A 15,513-nucleotide genomic window follows, 5' to 3' on the forward strand; every position below is an offset into this window, starting at 1 on the left:
CGTCTGCCGCCGCCCCGCGGGCATGCGGGGGCGACGACGGAGCCCGGCCTATACGCGCAGCACCGTCAGCAGGGTGAGGAGTTCGCGGGGTGGTGGTGGGTCGGGACCGCCGGACCGGCCCGGCGCGCGTGCCGCGCCCCCGAGCGGCGCGGTACGGCGCGGGCCGGCCAGTCCGGCTCCGAGGACCAGCAGGGTGAGGGCGCCGAGTACGGCGAGACACACGGACATGGGGTCCATGCCGGTGTGCCGCGGGCCCGGGGCCCCGAAGGTGACGGCGGTGGTGGCCGCGGTGGTGGTGGCCGAGGCCGTCGTGTGCGGCCGGGCAGGCGACGCCGTCGAGGCACTCGACGCCGTCGAGGCCGCCATGTCCCGCGCCATGTCCCGCGCCATGTCCGGTGCGGTGTCCCGCCCGGTGTCCGCTCGGCCGCCGTGCGCCGACCCGGACGGCGTAGGGCCGCCCTGGGGAACGAAACGGACCGACGGCACGTCCTCCATGGCGTGGGCCCGCGTCGGATGGCCCAGCGTGTGCATGCCCGCGATGCCCAGCAGCAGCGCCGCGAACAGCAGCAGCCGGGGCCACCGGACTGCTGGTCGCCGTGTGCGCGAGGCGGGTCGGGTCATGGGCGGAACCCTACCCGGGGTGGGTATCCGATCGAAGGACCGGGCCCGGCCGCGTTTAGGATTAGTCACACTATGTCCATAAAAGGCCCGCCGCTGAGTCAGTCGAATCCGCTGAAACCGCTCAAGCACCTGAAGCCCGTGAACTCCCGGAGATCCTGGAAGTCCGTGAACAGCTCCTCCGCCGCGACGGGCCCCTCCCGCACGTCCCGGACCGGCGTCCGCTCCGTGGCCCTCCTCATCGGACTCGGCGCCGCCGCCTACACCGCGTGGGTCCTCGAAGTCGTCCTCTCCACGGGCCTCAACCCCGTCGAGACGTACGTCAGCGAGCTCGCGGCCCAGGACCAGCCGCTCGGCGGCCTGTTCCGGGCCACCGACTTCACCGCCGGCCTCCTCGTCCTCCTCGGCGGCCTCCTGGCCCTGCTCCGCCTCGCCCGCCGCGTCGAACCCCGCCGCCTCTGGTCCGTCGCCGGCTGGTCCGGGATCACCCTCTTCGGCGCCGCCACCGCGGCGGACGCCTGGCTTCCGCTGAGCTGCACGCCGACCGTGGACCCCGAATGCGCGGCGCGGGAGACCGCCGGGCTGGTCCCCGCCACCCATCAGGCCCACGCCGTCAGCAGCAGCCTCGCCATGACCGGAGCGCTCGTCGGGATCGTGGCCCTCACGCTCGCCGCCCGCCGCTACGGGCTCCTCGCCCCGCTCGCGCGGTTCGGGCCCGCGCTCGTCGTGCTCGAACTGCTCGCCACCGTCTGGACCCTGGTCTCCATCGCCCTGTTCACCGCCGGGCACGGCACCTGGGCGCTCGGCGCCGGGCAGCGGCTCCAGGTGCTGCTCGTGGCCGTCTGGCTGGGCCTGCTCGCGTACTCCGTCCACCGGGAACGCCGTACGTGAGCGGACGCAGGGCCGACCCCGCCCCCGGGAGGTTCGTGCGGCTCTCCTGTGACGGCGTGCCGCTGCACGTCCTCGTGGAGGGCTCCGGACCGCCGGTCGTCCTCAGCGCCGGGCTGGCCATGGCCTGGTTCGACTGGGACCAGGTGGCGGAGCTGCTCGTCGCCGCGGGCCGTACCGTCGTCCGTTTCGACCGGCCCGGGCACGGGCTGAGCGGCCCTGCCGTGCGGCCGCCGAGCGCCGCGGGGGAGGCGCACCGGATCGCCGGGCTGCTCGACGCGCTGGGGCTCGGCGCCGAGCGGGTCACCGTGGCCGGGCACTCCCTGGCCGGGTTCCACGCCGAGGCCTTCGCCCGGCTGTACCCCGCGCGCACCGCCGCCCTGGTGCTGCTCGACGGCAGCGTGGAGGAGGGGCCGCCCCGTACGGCCCTGCCGGCCGGGCTGCGCACCGGCGCCGCCCGGGTGCTCGGCCGGGCCGTGACCGCCGTCGGGCTGCCGGCCGCGCTGGGGCCCTGGGCCCGGCGGACGGCCGTACGGGCATCCCGCGCGGGCGGCGCGGACCCGGCCCCGCGGGGGCTCGTACGCCGCTGCTACCGGACCGGGCGGGTCTGGCGCGGAGCCCTGCTGGAGAACTCCCGCTACCCCGACACGGCCGCCGAGGTACGGGCGCTGCGCGCGGAGCTGCCGCTGACCGCGCCCGTCACCGTGCTGGCCGGCCACGACCCCGGCGCGCGCCGCCCGGACCTGGCCTGGCTGGCCCGCCAGGCGGCGCTGGCCGACGCGCTGGGCGCCCGGTTCGCGGTCGCGGAGCCGGCCGGGCACCTGGTCATGCTGGACCGCCCGCACCAGGTGGCGCGGGCGGTCCAGTACGCGGCGGTCCAGTACGCGGCGGTCCGGGCCGGGGAGACGGACTAGCCCCGGGCGTAGACCTTCTCGGCCCAGCCGGCTATCTGCTCGTCCGACAGGTGCTTGGCCAGGTCGGCCTCGCTGATCATCCCGACCAGCCGCTTGTTGTCGATGACGGGGAGCCGGCGGATCTGATGGCTCTGCATCTCCTCCAGGACCTCCGAGACGTCCGCGCCCGCGTCGATCCAGCGCGGGGTGCCCTGGGCCATGTCGCCGGCCGTGATCTTCGACGGGTCGTGGCCCTTGGCCACACAGCCGATGACGATGTCGCGGTCGGTCAGGATGCCGCAGAGGCGTTCGTTGGAGTCGCTGATGGGCAGTGCGCCCACATTGAGGCGGCTCATCAGCTGAGCGGCCCGGTCCAGGGTCTCGGTGGCGGGGATCCACTGGGCCCCGGGGTGCATGATCTCTCCGGCGGTGGTCATCGCGTAAACCTCCTGAGCACGCCGTAGCGGCCGGACGCGGGTGCGCCCGCCTCGGCGTCCTCATCCTCATTCGCCCGTTCGGCCCCCGCGACTCCAGACGGGTGAGGGTGGGCCGTACGGGTGAGCCCGGGGAGGGTGCGGCTCGGCGGTGCGGGGGCCCTGCGGGGCCCTGCGGGGCCCTGCGGGGCCCTGCGGTGCGGTCCCCTACCCGCCCTTCCACCGTTCCCCGGGCTGCGCCCGGACCCCCTCGGGGCTTCGCGCCTCAAACGTCCGCGGGGCCGGAGTCGCCCGGTGGGCACCATCCGGCCCCGCCGACGGTCAGCCCGTTGTCGGGGGCTGCGAGCCGCGTTGTTTCAGCATGTCCGCCATCAGCTGGAGCTCCGACTGCTGGGCCTCGACCATGCCCTGGGCCAGTGCCCGTTCGGTCGGGTTGACGCACTGGGCGGCGCATCCCTCGGCCATGGCGACGCCGCCCCTGTGGTGGTCGGTCATCAGGCGCAGGTAGAGCACCTCGGCGTCCCGGCCGTCGGCGGAGCCGAGCCGCGCCAGCTCCTCCTTGGTGGCCATGCCGGGCATCAGCGCGCCGGGCTTGGTGACGGCCCCGCCCATGGCGTGGCCCGCCATGCCGTCGTGCCCGGAGCCGCCGGAGCCGTCCGTGCCCATCCAGGACATCGGCGGCTCGTCGGCCACGACCTTCGGCAGGCCCCACATGTCCAGCCAGCCCAGCAGCATGCCGCGCTGGTTGGCCTGGGTGTTGGCGATGTCGTAGGCGAGGACCCGTACCGGCTCGTCCTTCGTGCGGTCGCGCACGATGAAGGACATCTCCACCGCCTGCTGGTGGTGCACCGCCATGTCCCGGGCGAAGCCCGCGTCGGCGGAGTAGAGGCCCGGCGTACGGGAGGACGCGGGAGCGGAATCCGCGCCCCCCGCGGTGGCGACCGTGGCCCCCACCGCGAAGAGCAGCGCCAGGCCCACGGCCGAGCCCGCGACCCAGTACGTACGGGTCACGGAGCCCTTGCCGGCCGTACGGGTCACTTGTCGGCCAGCCCGTTCGTGCAGGCCGCGCCCGGCTCGGGGGTCTGCGGGCCCGTCACGTACTTGGTGAGGAACGCCGCCACGCGGGCGTCGTCCGCCTTGTCCACGGTCAGCTGCTTGCCCCAGGCGCTGAGCATGATCGTGCCGGCCTGCTCCTTGACGGGGCTCATCAGCGTGTACGGGCGCTTGGACACCGTGGCGGCGAGCTTCTCGACGTCGGCCGGGGCGGCCTTCTCGTTGTAGGTCACCCACACGGCGCCGTGCTCCAGCGAGTGCACGGCGTTGATCTCGGGAATCGGGTTCTTGTAGACGTCGCCGTCGCAGTTCATCCAGCGGGGGTTGTGGTCCCCGCCGACCGGCGGGGTCATCTCGTACTTCACCGGGGTCTCGACGTGCTTGCGGCCGAGCTTCTTGGCGTCCCAGCTCTGCTCGCCGGCGACCGGCGCCTTGAGGGCGGCCTCCTCGGCCTCCTTCTTGTTCTGCTGGTCGATCATCACCCAGGCGCCGAAGCCGATGAGCCCGGTGACGATGGCGGCCGACGCGGTGATCGCGATGGCCTTGTTGCGCCGGTCGCGCGACTGGTCGGCGCGGCGCATCTCGGCTATCCGCGCCTGGCGGGAGCTGTTGGTTTCGGAGTTCCTGCTGGCCATGGCCCTGAATCCTTTTGCTGAGGGGGGTGGAGTGGGGAGAACGCGCTGCCTGGACGCGTGCTGCCGGAGGAGCACGCGCCGCCCGGGTACCGCCGAACCGGACCGGTCAGGTCCGCAGCACCTGGAGGGCGTACAGGTCGGGGCCGCGCGCGAGCGCCGAAGGGGGCCGGATCCCCTGCGCCGGCGCGAGGTGCGCGGCGGGCGCGGGCGCCCCGCCGGCCACCGGGACCGCGGGCGGCGCCGGGGGCAGGAGCCCGGGCAGGACGTGCGAGAGCGGGGAGCAGCCGGGCCGGTCGTACGGCGCTACGCAGACGGCGCGGTGCGCGCCGGCGGTGTGGGCGGCGTGCCCGGCGCGCGGACCCGGGCCGGCGGCGGCCGGATCCCCGGCGCCGGCCGCCCGGCACAGGAACGCCGTGCCGGCCAGCACCCCGAAGGCCATCAGGAGGGCGGCACGCCGGAGCAGCGGACGTCTCCGACGTCCTCGCTCGTCCCGCGCATGGCCCCCCATGGGCGCCGATGGTAATGCTCATGACCGGCCCAAGGTCAGTGCGGGGGTGCCACCGGCTTACCGGGGTGCGTAATCTGGCGGAAACCACCGCTGGCGATACTGGGGCGGCCCGACTGTGCCCACGCCCTCGCGGCAGTGGTGCACAGGCCGCCTGAACTGCGAGGATGAAGCCATGGACAAGCAGCAGGAATTCGTCCTCCGGACGCTCGAGGAGCGCGACATCCGCTTCGTGCGCCTGTGGTTCACCGACGTACTGGGCTTCCTGAAGTCCGTCGCGGTCGCGCCGGCGGAGCTGGAACAGGCCTTTGACGAGGGCATCGGGTTCGACGGCTCGGCGATCGAGGGGTTCGCGCGGGTCTACGAGTCCGACATGATCGCCAAGCCGGACCCGAGCACCTTCCAGATACTGCCGTGGCGCGCGGAGGCCCCCGGAACGGCGCGGATGTTCTGCGACATCCTGATGCCGGACGGCTCGCCCTCCTACGCGGACCCGCGGTACGTCCTCAAGCGCATCCTGAACAAGACCTCCGACCTGGGCTTCACCTTCTACACCCACCCGGAGATCGAGTTCTTCCTGCTGAAGGACAAGCCGCTGGACGGCACCCGCCCCACCCCGGCGGACAACTCGGGCTATTTCGACCACACCCCGCAGAACGTCGGCATGGACTTCCGCCGCCAGGCGATCACGATGCTCGAATCCATGGGCATCTCGGTCGAGTTCAGCCACCACGAGGGCGCCCCCGGCCAGCAGGAGATCGACCTGCGCTACGCCGACGCCCTCTCGACGGCCGACAACATCATGACCTTCCGCCTGGTCATGAAGCAGGTCGCCCTGGAACAGGGCGTCCAGGCCACCTTCATGCCGAAGCCCTTCTCGGAGTACCCCGGTTCGGGCATGCACACCCACCTCTCCCTCTTCGAGGGCGACCGCAACGCCTTCTACGAGTCGGGCGCCGAGTACCAGCTCTCCAAGGTCGGCCGCTCCTTCATCGCGGGCCTGCTCAAGCACGCCGCCGAAACGGCCGCGGTCACCAACCAGTGGGTGAACTCCTACAAGCGCATCTGGGGCGGCTCCTCGCGCACCGCCGGCTCCGGCGGCGAGGCCCCCTCGTACATCTGCTGGGGCCACAACAACCGTTCGGCCCTGATCCGGGTCCCGATGTACAAGCCGGGCAAGACGGGCTCCTCCCGCGTGGAGGTCCGCTCGATCGACTCGGGCGCCAACCCGTACCTGACGTACGCCGTCCTGTTGGCCGCGGGCCTCAAGGGCATCGAGGAGGGCTACGAACTCCCGGCCGGCGCCGACGACGACGTCTGGGCCCTCTCCGACGCCGAACGCCGCGCGATGGGCATCGAACCCCTCCCGCAGAACCTCGGCGAGGCCATCGCCCTGATGGAACGCAGCGAACTGGTCGCCGAAACCCTCGGCGAGCACGTCTTCGACTTCTTCCTGCGCAACAAGAAGCAGGAGTGGGAGGAGTACCGCAGCGAGGTCACGGCCTTCGAGCTCCGCAAGATGATGCCGGTCCTGTAGGGCCAGGACAGCAGGGCGCATACGCGTACGGCCGGCCCCCTCGGTCTTGAGGGGGCCGGCCGTACGGCGTTACCGGGCACGTCAGGCGCGCAGCACGCGGCCCGCCTTGTCGGTGCGGTCGTCCTTGACGAGGAACAGGATGCCGTCGATCAGGGCCCAGACGCCGAGGCCGCCGCAGGTGAGCAGCTGGGCGATGGCCATGCCGGTGTGGCCGGTGTAGAAACGGCCGATGCCGAGGCCGCCGAGGAAGATCTGCAGGAGACCGGCCACCAGCTTGGACTTGTCGGAGTACGGCTGGCCGTTCGGGGCGATGTTCTGGGACATGCGAAAGCTCCTAGTGAAACTGCTGTTCAGCGGGGACGTGTGCCACGACCGCGGGTCGTAGCGGAACTACTGACCTGCCACGGTCGTTGATGGTTGCCCTGCCGCTAGCAACGTGATCAACCCGTGATCACATGACCGCATTGCGGACGACCGCCCAGGTCAGGGCGACCCCAACGATCGCAGCCTGGCCCCGGACTCCCATCGCTGGGTGGTACTTACGTCCGCGGAGGCCTTCGGTGACCCAGCGGGCGTAGAGGAAGACGGCGAGCGGCAGCCCCAGCAGGAACAGCACCGCGTTGTCGTGGAAGGCCGCGGCGAAGTCGCCGTGCAGGAGGTCGTAACACATCCGGCTGGCGCCGCAGGCCGGACAGAGCAGGCCCGTCAGCCAGTTGAACGGGCAGCGGGGGAGCCAGTGGCCGGGCTCGTGCGGATTGGTGCCCCAGAGGTACGCGGCTCCCGCGCCCAGCACCGCGAGGGAGGCGAGCGGGGCCGTCGCCGGCCGGCGGAGCGGCGAGGTGCGCGGTCGCGGACCGCCGGGGGAACCCTGGTTCGGTCCGCGGGTGTCCGGCAGGTCGGCCGACACGGGTGCTCCCTCCTCGACGTGCCCGCACGCGGTCGGGTGCGGGCAACTGGAGGGCCATCCTCGCACCGGGGGTCACGACCGGCTCCGGGTGGCCGCGCACACCGGCCCACACCGTGTGCGCCGCCTGCGCCGCCTACGCCGGCGGTACCGCGCGGTGCCAGGCGGTGCGGCTCGCGGTGGCGGCGGGGGTGCTGACGTGGAGTTCGGCGTCCAGGCCGAGGACCGCGAGGGTCGTCGCGCCACCCGGCTCCTGGACGCCCGCCGGGGCGCCCGCGTAGAGCATCTGGGACTCCGTCCACGCCGGCGGACCGCCGAGGCCCGTCGCGGCGACGGTGCCCCGGTCGGCGCGGCCCGTGATGAGGCGGCCCGCCACGCCCACCGCGCCGTAGCCGGCCCGGCCGCCGGCCTCCGTGACGCTGGAGACGGTGGGCTTCGGCGCGCCGGGCGCCGCCGTGACCAGGGCCGTGCGGACGACCCCCGAGTCGGGGCGCCGGAAGTACAGCCGGACACCCGCCCCTTCCGGGGTGGCGGTGAGGGGGATGGTGGTGACCGGGAGCCCGGTCGGGACGGGACCGCCCAGGGGTGCGCCGGGGGCGGGCTGGATCCAGGCCAGCACCGACTGGGTGGTGGCGGCGTAGACGTGCCGGCGCCCCGCGGAGTCGGTGGCCGTCACCGGGTCGGACTGGAGGTCGGCGCCCCCCAGCTGCTGCCAGCCGCCGAAGGCGCCCGAGGGCTGCTGGATGCGGGCGCGCAGGGTGCGCTTGGAGTCGCGGACGTACACCGTCAGCAGCCCGTCCGGGCCGGCGACCACCGCGGGCGCGCTGATCGAGGAGGTGCCGCCGTCGTCCCGGGTCTCCGGGGTGCCGAGCGCGACCCACGCCCCGAACGGACCGCCGGGCGTGGACTGGGCGGCGTAGACGATCTCGCGCCGGTAGTCCTGCGGCCGGGTGCCGAAGCTGGTGCGTATGGCGAAGACGGCGACGCGCCCGTCGGGGAGGCGGGCGGTGGTCGCGCCCGGGTCGATGCCGGTGCCCGGCAGCAGCGCCGGGCCCTGCCAGGCGGCGCCGGGGCCGATGCCGGCCCCGCGGGTCCAGACGGCCATCTGTCCGTCGAGGACGCCGAAGGCGTACAGCCGGCCGGTCGTGCCCTGCACCAGCCAGGAGGAGTGGTCGCCGCGGGCGTACCGCAGCGACTGGGCCCAGTTGTGGCCGGTCGGGCTGCCCGCGACCTTGCGGTCGCCGCAGCCGGAGGGCGAGCCGCAGTAGTTCTGCCTGTCCTGCCACGCGTACGTCTTCAGGTAGGCGAGCTTCGCCTGCACCGTCTGCGGGTCCAGCGCGTGCGGCAGGGCGCCGTTGTGGTAGCCGACGTAGTTCTGCACGGCGAAGCGGGGACGCTGTCCGACCGGGACCCGCGCGGCGTACGAGGCGGCCGCGGCCTGCGCGAACCGTGCCCCGTACATGTGGTCCTGATGGTCGGTGAGCCTGCCGGTGCCGGGGTACCGGCCCGGTGACGGGTCCTGCATCCGTATCGTCGTCGGCTTGTAGCGCTCCAGGATCCCCGATATCGCCGCCACCACCTGGTCCTTGGTGTACGCGGGCGACAGCTTGACCGGAGTGCCGGCGGTGAGCTGCCGGGGGAGCGCCGGTATCCGGCCGTTCCACAGGCCGCGCAGGCTGTCGGGGCTGTCGGCGAGCGGGGCGCGGGCCTCGCGCATCTGCAGCCAGACCAGGTTGATCTGCGGCTTCGCCATGAGGACGTCGAGCTCGGCGTTGCCGCCGCCCGCGGTGGGGATGACCGTGCGCTTCCAGGGACTGGTGCGGTCGCCGGTGGCCATCTGCGCGTAGGCGGCGCGTATGCCGTTCTGCCGGGCCTCCGCGTAGTGGCTGAGGTCGGCGGGCTGCGCCGGGTCCTTGGCCGCGCCGCCGTTGGCCTGGTTGCGGCCGTCGGACTCGCCGGAGGTGAGGTAGAGGGTGGTGAGCGGGGTGCCGGACAGCAGGGAGCGGCTGATGTCCGGGTTCATGAAGAACAGGTCGTCGTCCGGGTGGGCGACGATCTGGACGATCGAGCCCCCGGTGGCGCTCGCCTGGACGGCGGCCTGGGAGCCCGTGCCGGGGACGGCCTCGGCCGCGGTCTGCTGGCCGGAGGCGACGGCGAGCGCGCCGGTGACCCCGATGGTCAGCATCGGGACCACGGTCGCGAGGAGGAAACGTCGACGGGATACGGGCATGGGTGGCGGCGCCTTGGGTCGTTCGGCAGGAAGAACCGGGTGAAGCTATCGGACAGTCAGTGAGAGTCCAATTCGGGCAAGTTGGTTCACTCGGATCGCCGTGAATTCCGATTTGTCGAAACGGCCGACCCGTGTGCGGCCTGCGGGCGGTTCCTACGTGACGGACGTCACGCGGGTGCGGGCCCACCAAAGAACGCCCCCGTGGGGGGCGTTGGCCGGTCGCGTTCCCGCGAGTGAGTGCCGGGCGGTCAGGGCCCGCCGTTCGGCGGCCCCACCGGCTGCCACGGAGCCAGGTGCGCGTCCGGGGCGTCCGCCGCCGAGGTCACGTACAGCCGGCCGTCCAGTCCCATCACCGCCAGGTTCACCGTGCTCTTGCCGTTCAGCGTCGAGGAGGGCGCCCCGACGAACATCAGCGGCGACCGCTCCCAGGGCCGGCCCGGGCCGACGTCCGGGCCCGCGCCCGGGCCCGCGCCCGGGCCGATGTCCGAGCCCAGCCGCCCGCCCGCCGCCCGTCCGGCCAGCAGCCGGCCGCTCGCCGTCACCGAGCCGAAGCCCGCCTGCCCGCCGAGGTCGGTGAGCCCCGTCACCTTCAGCCCGCCGGCCCCCGTGACCAGGGCGGTGGCGACCCCGCCCGAGTCCGGCTTGCGGAACCACAGCCGTACGCCGTCGTCCCGGCTCTGCGCCGTGATCGGCAGCGCCGGCGCCGGCAGTCCGGTCGTGGTGGCGGGGCCGAGCGGCGCGCCGGCCTTCGGCTGGGCCCAGCCCAGCACGGTCTTGGTGGTCGCGGCGAGCACCACGCGCCGTCCGGCGGAGTCGGTCGCGGCGGCCGGACTGCCGTGCAGGTCGGAGCCGCCGTAGCGGTCCCACGGACCCCAGGCGCCGGCCGGGGACCGCACCCGCCCGCGCAGGGTGTACGCGCCGTCGCGCACGTAGACCGCGAGCTGACCGGAGCCGTCGACGGCCACCGCGGGCGCGCTGATGTCGGAGGTCCAGTTCTCGTCGGAGGTTTCCGGCGTCCCGAGCACCGTCCACTCCCCGAACTCCGGCGAGCCGGGCGCCCGCTGCACGGTGTAGACGACCTCGCGCCGGTAGTCGGCGGGCCGGGCGCCGAAGGAGGTCCGGGTGCCGAAGGCGGCGATCCGGCCGTCGGCGAGCGTCACGGTGGAGATGCCCTGGTCCATGACGGTGCCGTCGGCGCCCGGGAGCAGCCGGGGGCCGCTCCAGGGGCCGAGCAGGCCGTCGCGGTGCCAGAGGGCGAGCTGCCCGTCGAGCACCCTGAACGCCCACAGGCCGTGCTCCTTGTCGGCGGCCAGCCAGGAGGTGGCGGTGCCGCGGGCGTAGTTGATGGAGGAGCTCCAGTGGTTGCCGGCCGGGTGGTCGGCGACCTTCAGGTCCCCGCAGCCGGCGGCGCTGCCGCAGTGGTTCTGCCGGTCGGTCCACGCGTACGTGTCCAGGATGTCCAGTTTGGCCTTGGCCTCGTCCGGGGCGAGGGCGCTGGGGAGCGAGCCGTTGAAGTAGCCGAGGTAGTTCTGCACGGAGAAGTGCGGACGGTCCTTGACCTCCTTCGCGTAGGCGCCGAGCGCGACCTGGACGAAGCGGGCTCCGTAGAAGTGGTCCTGATGGTCCGTGTAGTGCTTGCTGTCGGGGAACCGGCCGGGGCTCGGGTCCTGGGAGCGGACGGTGGTCGGCCCGTACCGCGCCAGGATGCCGACGAGGGTCCGTACGACCTGGTCCTTCGTGTACGTGAACCGCTGCTTGACCGGGCTCCCGGAGGCGAGCATCGACTCCAGCCGGGGAACCTTGCCGTCCCAGAGGCCGTGCAGGCTGTCGGGGCGGTCCGCCCAGACGTTGCCGGCCTCGCGCATCTGCAGCCAGACCAGGTTGACCTGCGGCTTCGCCGTGAGGACGTCGAGCTCGGCGTGGCCGCCGCCCTCGGTCGGCACGACCGTGCGCTTCCAGGGGCTGTCCCGGTCGCCGGTGGCCATCTGCGCGTAGGCGGAGCGGATGCCGTTCTGGCGGGCCTCGGCGTAGGCGGGCTTGTCGGGCGGGGTGGTGGCCACCTGGGCTTCGCCGGCGTTGATCCCGTCGGCTTCGCCGGAGGTGAGGTAGACCGAGGTGACGGGATGGCCGGCCGCTATGGAATAGCGCAGGTCCGGGTTCATGAAGTAGAGGTCGTCGTCCGGGTGCGCCAGGACCTGGAGCACCCGGCCCGGGTCCGCGGGGACCGCCGGGTCGGCGGCCGCGGACCCGGCGCCGAACGCCTTGCCCTCGGCGGTGCCGGGGTGGTCCAGGGCGTCGAGCGCCTCGTTCCCCCGCAGCAGCATCCCCGCGGCGGCGGCCGCCGCACAGAACCCGACGGCCTTGACGACCCGCCCCCGCCGCCTGCGGGAGGCCGCACGTGCCCGCCGCTTACGGGCACCCGCGCGGGCGGGACTTCCGCCGCGACGGCCGGCCGGGCCGCCCCGGTCGTGGGCCGGGCCGCCCCGGTCGCCTGCGGGGCTGTCGCCCCGACCCGCGGGGCCTTCGTCCCGGCCGCCCGCGGGGTTGCCGAAAGGACCGTCGTTCCGCCCGGCGGAGGGTCCCTCCTTCGGGTGTGCGGGGTCGGGCATGGGGCTCCTCCTGGCCGGTTTGCGGGGAGCTGGCCCCATTGCGGCACAAGTGTGCCAAAAATCTGACAATCCGTCCCATCGGCCATGCGGTGAGTCGAACGCCTGCTCCGGCTAGGCTCTCCCCGGGCACAGGCGCGGACCCGGCCGACGGCGAGTACCGCGAAAGGCCCGGCCAGGGCAACGGCAGGCCGACGTACGCGGGAGGCGGCGGGATGACAGTCCCGGGACGCAGGAGCAGTACCTTCAGCCGGCTGCTGCGCAGCGGGTTCACCGACCCCTCGGCCGCCGCCCGGCTGCTCGACACCGACGCGCTGGCCGCCGTACGCACCGATCCGGTGCTCCTCGACGCCCTGGGGGCCACCGCCGATCCCGACCTGGCCCTCCTCGGGCTGGTCCGCATCGCCGAGGCGCAGGCCCCCGAGGAACTGCCCGTCCTCCTCGACACGCTCGTCAGCGCCAAACCCCTGCGCGACCGCCTCCTCGGCGTGCTCGGCGCCTCCGAGGCCCTCGGCGACCACCTCGCCCGCCACCCCCGGGACTGGCAGGCCCTGGTCACCTACGAGGCGGCCGATCTGCATCCCGGGCTCCCCGAGTTCGAGAACGGGCTGGCCGGCGCCCACGACCCCGTCGACCTGCGCGTCGCCTACCGCCGCTGCCTGCTCTCCATCGCCGCCCGCGACGTGTGCGGGACCATAGACGTAGCCCAGACCGCCGCCGAGCTCGCCGACCTGGCCACCGCCACCCTGCGCGCGGCCCTGCGCATCGCGACCGCCGCCGCACCCGAGGACGCGGCGATCTGCCGGCTCGCCGTCATCGCCATGGGCAAATGCGGAGGCAACGAGCTGAACTACGTCTCCGACGTCGACGTCATCTTCGTCGGCGACGCGGCCCCCGGCGCCGACGAGGGCAAGGCCGTCCAGGCCGCCGCCCGGCTCGCCTCCCACCTCATGCGGATCTGCTCCGAGACCACCGTCGAAGGCACCATCTGGCCCGTCGACGCCAACCTCCGCCCCGAGGGCAGAAACGGTCCGCTCGTCCGCACCCTCGCCTCCCACCTCGCCTACTACCAGCGCTGGGCCAAGACCTGGGAGTTCCAGGCCCTCCTCAAGGCCCGCGCCGTCGCCGGCGACGAGGCGCTCGGCGCCGAGTACATCGCCGCCATAACTCCCCTCGTCTGGCAGGCCGCCGAGCGCGAGAACTTCGTCCCCGACGTCCAGCAGATGCGCCGCCGCGTCGTCGACAACATCCCCGCCGCCCAGGTCGAGCGCGAGCTGAAACTCGGCCCCGGCGGCCTGCGCGACGTCGAGTTCGCCGTCCAGCTCCTCCAGCTCGTGCACGGCCGCTCCGACGCCACCCTGCACTCCGGCACCACCCTCGACGCGCTCACCGCCCTCGCCGCCGGCGGCTACGTCGGGCGCACCGACGCCGCCCAACTGCACGACGCGTACCGCTTCCTGCGGGCCATGGAGCACCGCATCCAGCTCTACCGGCTGCGCCGCACCCACCTCGTCCCCGAGGACGAGGCCGACCTGCGGCGCCTGGGCCGCTCCCTGGGCCTGCGCACGGAACCCGTCGCCGAACTCAACAAGGCCTGGCGCCGGCACGCCTCCGTGGTCCGCCGGCTGCACGAGAAGATCTTCTACCGGCCGCTCCTCGACGCCGTGGCCCAGCTCGCCCCCGGCGAGACCCGGCTCTCCCCGCGCGCCGCCGGCCAGCGCCTCGAAGCCCTCGGGTACGCCGACCCCGCCGCCGCCCTGCGCCACCTCGAAGCCCTGGCCTCCGGCGTCACCCGCGCCGCCGCCATCCAGCGGACCCTGCTGCCCGTGCTCCTCGGCTGGTTCGCCGACTCCGCCGACCCGGACGCGGGCCTGCTGAACTTCCGCAAGGTCTCCGACGCCCTCGGCAGGACCCCCTGGTACCTGCGCCTCCTGCGCGACGAGGGCGCCGCCGCCGAGAACCTCGCCCGGGTGCTCTCCGCCGGACGCCTCGCCCCCGACCTCCTCCTGCGCGCCCCCGAAGCCGTCGCCCTGCTGGGCGACCCCGAAGGCCTGGTTCCCCGTACCCACGAGGCACTCGAACAGGAGGTGCTCGCCGCCGTCGGCCGCGCCGAGAACCCGGAGGCCGCCGTGGCCGCCGCCCGCGGAGTGCGCCGCCGCGAGCTGTTCCGCACCACCGCCGCCGACATCATCGGCTCCTACGGTACGGAGGACAGCCCGGCCGAGGAGGACCACGGAGCCCTCGTCGACCGGGTCGGCCGGGCCGTGTCCGAACTCACCGCCGCCACCGTCGCCGGGGCCCTGCGCGCCGCCGTCCAGAGCCACTGGGGCGACACCCTGCCCACCCGCTTCGCGGTCATCGGCGTGGGCCGCTTCGGCGGTCACGAGCTCGGCTACGGGTCCGACGCGGACGTCCTCTTCGTCCACGAGCCGCGCGAGGGCGTCGACGAACAGGAGGCCGCCAAGGCCGCCCACAGCGTCATCGCCGAGATGCGCAGGCTCCTCCAGCTGCCCACCGCCGACCCGCCGCTGCTCATCGACGCGGACCTGCGCCCCGAAGGCCGCTCCGGCCCCCTGGTCCGCACCCTGCCCTCCTACGCCGCCTACTACCGCCGCTGGTCCCTGACCTGGGAGTCCCAGGCCCTGCTGCGCGCCGAACCGGTGGCCGGCGACCTCGAACTCGGGCAGCGCTTCATCGACCTGATCGACCCCCTGCGCTACCCGATGGAAGGCCTGGGCGAGGACGCCGTCCGCGAGATCCGGCGCCTGAAGGCCCGGATGGAATCCGAACGCCTGCCCAGGGGCGCCGACCCCACCCTGCACACCAAACTCGGCCGCGGCGGCCTCAGCGACGTCGAATGGACCGTCCAGCTGATCCAGATGCGGCACGCCTGGGCGGAACCGGGCCTGCGCACGACCCGCACCCGCGAGGCCCTGGCCGCCGCGCACGCGGCCGGCCTGATCCCCACCGAGGAGGCGCAGATCCTGGACGAGGCCTGGGTCCTGGCCACCCGGGTCCGCAACGCCGTGATGCTGGTCCGCGGCCGCGCCGGCGACACCTTCCCCTCGGAGGCCCGCGAACTGGCCGCGGTCGGCCGCTACCTCGGCTACGCGGAGGGCACGGTCGGCGACATGCTGGAGGACTACCGCCGCATCACCCGCCGCGCACGGGGCGTGGTGGACGAACTGTTCTACGCGGGCTGACCGGCCG

13 protein-coding genes are annotated in these 15,513 nt (G+C 73.9%); 4 read left to right on the forward strand and 9 right to left on the reverse strand.

The window, feature by feature from the left end:
- Positions 1-48: 48 nt before the first annotated feature.
- Positions 49-621, reverse strand: coding sequence for a hypothetical protein (locus OG730_RS29175; RefSeq protein WP_327307018.1), 573 nt, complete (start codon positions 619-621; stop codon positions 49-51).
- Between the two features lie 225 nt (positions 622-846).
- Here OG730_RS29175 and OG730_RS29180 point away from each other — a divergent pair, with 225 nt between their 5' ends.
- Both OG730_RS29180 and OG730_RS29185 read left to right on the forward strand, forming a co-directional pair.
- Entirely contained in the window at positions 847-1,509 is a 663-nt protein-coding gene (locus OG730_RS29180) for a DUF998 domain-containing protein (RefSeq protein WP_327309469.1), read from the forward strand.
- Entirely contained in the window at positions 1,506-2,420 is a 915-nt protein-coding gene (locus OG730_RS29185) for an alpha/beta fold hydrolase (RefSeq protein ID WP_327307019.1), read from the forward strand. The genes OG730_RS29180 and OG730_RS29185 overlap by 4 nt, the downstream gene beginning before the upstream one ends.
- Here the strand turns inward: OG730_RS29185 and OG730_RS29190 are convergent.
- From OG730_RS29190 to OG730_RS29205, 4 genes are all read right to left on the reverse strand, one after another.
- Positions 2,417-2,836, reverse strand: coding sequence for a CBS domain-containing protein (locus OG730_RS29190; protein WP_327307020.1), 420 nt, complete (start codon positions 2,834-2,836; stop codon positions 2,417-2,419). The two genes, OG730_RS29185 and OG730_RS29190, sit on opposite strands and share 4 nt — an antisense overlap.
- Positions 2,837-3,154: 318 nt before the next feature.
- Positions 3,155-3,844, reverse strand: coding sequence for a DUF305 domain-containing protein (locus tag OG730_RS29195; RefSeq protein WP_442815218.1), 690 nt, complete (start codon positions 3,842-3,844; stop codon positions 3,155-3,157).
- A gap of 23 nt (positions 3,845-3,867) precedes the next feature.
- A complete protein-coding gene (locus OG730_RS29200; RefSeq protein WP_327307022.1) occupies positions 3,868-4,521 on the reverse strand; it encodes a thioredoxin-like domain-containing protein in 654 nt (217 codons plus the stop codon).
- Positions 4,522-4,627: 106 nt separating this feature from the next.
- Entirely contained in the window at positions 4,628-5,029 is a 402-nt protein-coding gene (locus OG730_RS29205; protein ID WP_327307023.1) for a hypothetical protein, read from the reverse strand.
- Between the two features lie 172 nt (positions 5,030-5,201).
- Between OG730_RS29205 and glnA the strand changes: the two genes are divergently transcribed.
- Complete coding sequence (gene glnA / locus OG730_RS29210; protein ID WP_243329674.1) at positions 5,202-6,563, forward strand: gamma-glutamylpolyamine synthetase GlnA2; 1,362 nt, start codon at positions 5,202-5,204, stop codon at positions 6,561-6,563.
- Positions 6,564-6,644: 81 nt separating this feature from the next.
- On the opposite strand, the gene OG730_RS29215 is transcribed toward glnA, so the two are convergent.
- From OG730_RS29215 to OG730_RS29230, 4 genes are all read right to left on the reverse strand, one after another.
- The gene (locus tag OG730_RS29215) at positions 6,645-6,887 is read right to left on the reverse strand and encodes a TM2 domain-containing protein (RefSeq protein ID WP_327307024.1); all 243 of its coding nucleotides are present in this window, start codon (positions 6,885-6,887) and stop codon (positions 6,645-6,647) included.
- A gap of 127 nt (positions 6,888-7,014) precedes the next feature.
- Complete coding sequence (locus OG730_RS29220; RefSeq protein ID WP_327307025.1) at positions 7,015-7,470, reverse strand: DUF2752 domain-containing protein; 456 nt, start codon at positions 7,468-7,470, stop codon at positions 7,015-7,017.
- A gap of 133 nt (positions 7,471-7,603) precedes the next feature.
- Complete coding sequence (locus OG730_RS29225) at positions 7,604-9,697, reverse strand: PIG-L family deacetylase (protein ID WP_327307026.1); 2,094 nt, start codon at positions 9,695-9,697, stop codon at positions 7,604-7,606.
- A gap of 248 nt (positions 9,698-9,945) precedes the next feature.
- Positions 9,946-12,306, reverse strand: a complete 2,361-nt coding sequence (locus tag OG730_RS29230) for a PIG-L family deacetylase (RefSeq protein WP_327307027.1) — start codon at positions 12,304-12,306, stop codon at positions 9,946-9,948.
- A gap of 212 nt (positions 12,307-12,518) precedes the next feature.
- Here OG730_RS29230 and OG730_RS29235 point away from each other — a divergent pair, with 212 nt between their 5' ends.
- Positions 12,519-15,506, forward strand: a complete 2,988-nt coding sequence (locus OG730_RS29235; protein ID WP_327307028.1) for a bifunctional [glutamine synthetase] adenylyltransferase/[glutamine synthetase]-adenylyl-L-tyrosine phosphorylase — start codon at positions 12,519-12,521, stop codon at positions 15,504-15,506.
- Positions 15,507-15,513: the final 7 nt, after the last annotated feature.

It is taken from the genome of Streptomyces sp. NBC_01298, from assembly GCF_035978755.1.
Lineage (GTDB): Bacteria > Actinomycetota > Actinomycetes > Streptomycetales > Streptomycetaceae > Streptomyces.

Coding starts and splice junctions, on each gene's coding strand:
- OG730_RS29205 (WP_327307023.1), bottom strand. CDS start 5,029: ATGGGGGGCCATGCGCGGGACGAGCGAGGACGTCGGAGACGTCCGCTG.
- OG730_RS29225 (WP_327307026.1), bottom strand. CDS start 9,697: ATGCCCGTATCCCGTCGACGTTTCCTCCTCGCGACCGTGGTCCCGATG.
- OG730_RS29190 (WP_327307020.1), bottom strand. CDS start 2,836: ATGACCACCGCCGGAGAGATCATGCACCCCGGGGCCCAGTGGATCCCC.
- OG730_RS29200 (WP_327307022.1), bottom strand. CDS start 4,521: ATGGCCAGCAGGAACTCCGAAACCAACAGCTCCCGCCAGGCGCGGATA.
- OG730_RS29235 (WP_327307028.1), top strand. CDS start 12,519: ATGACAGTCCCGGGACGCAGGAGCAGTACCTTCAGCCGGCTGCTGCGC.
- glnA (WP_243329674.1), top strand. CDS start 5,202: ATGGACAAGCAGCAGGAATTCGTCCTCCGGACGCTCGAGGAGCGCGAC.
- OG730_RS29230 (WP_327307027.1), bottom strand. CDS start 12,306: ATGCCCGACCCCGCACACCCGAAGGAGGGACCCTCCGCCGGGCGGAAC.
- OG730_RS29175 (WP_327307018.1), bottom strand. CDS start 621: ATGACCCGACCCGCCTCGCGCACACGGCGACCAGCAGTCCGGTGGCCC.
- OG730_RS29215 (WP_327307024.1), bottom strand. CDS start 6,887: ATGTCCCAGAACATCGCCCCGAACGGCCAGCCGTACTCCGACAAGTCC.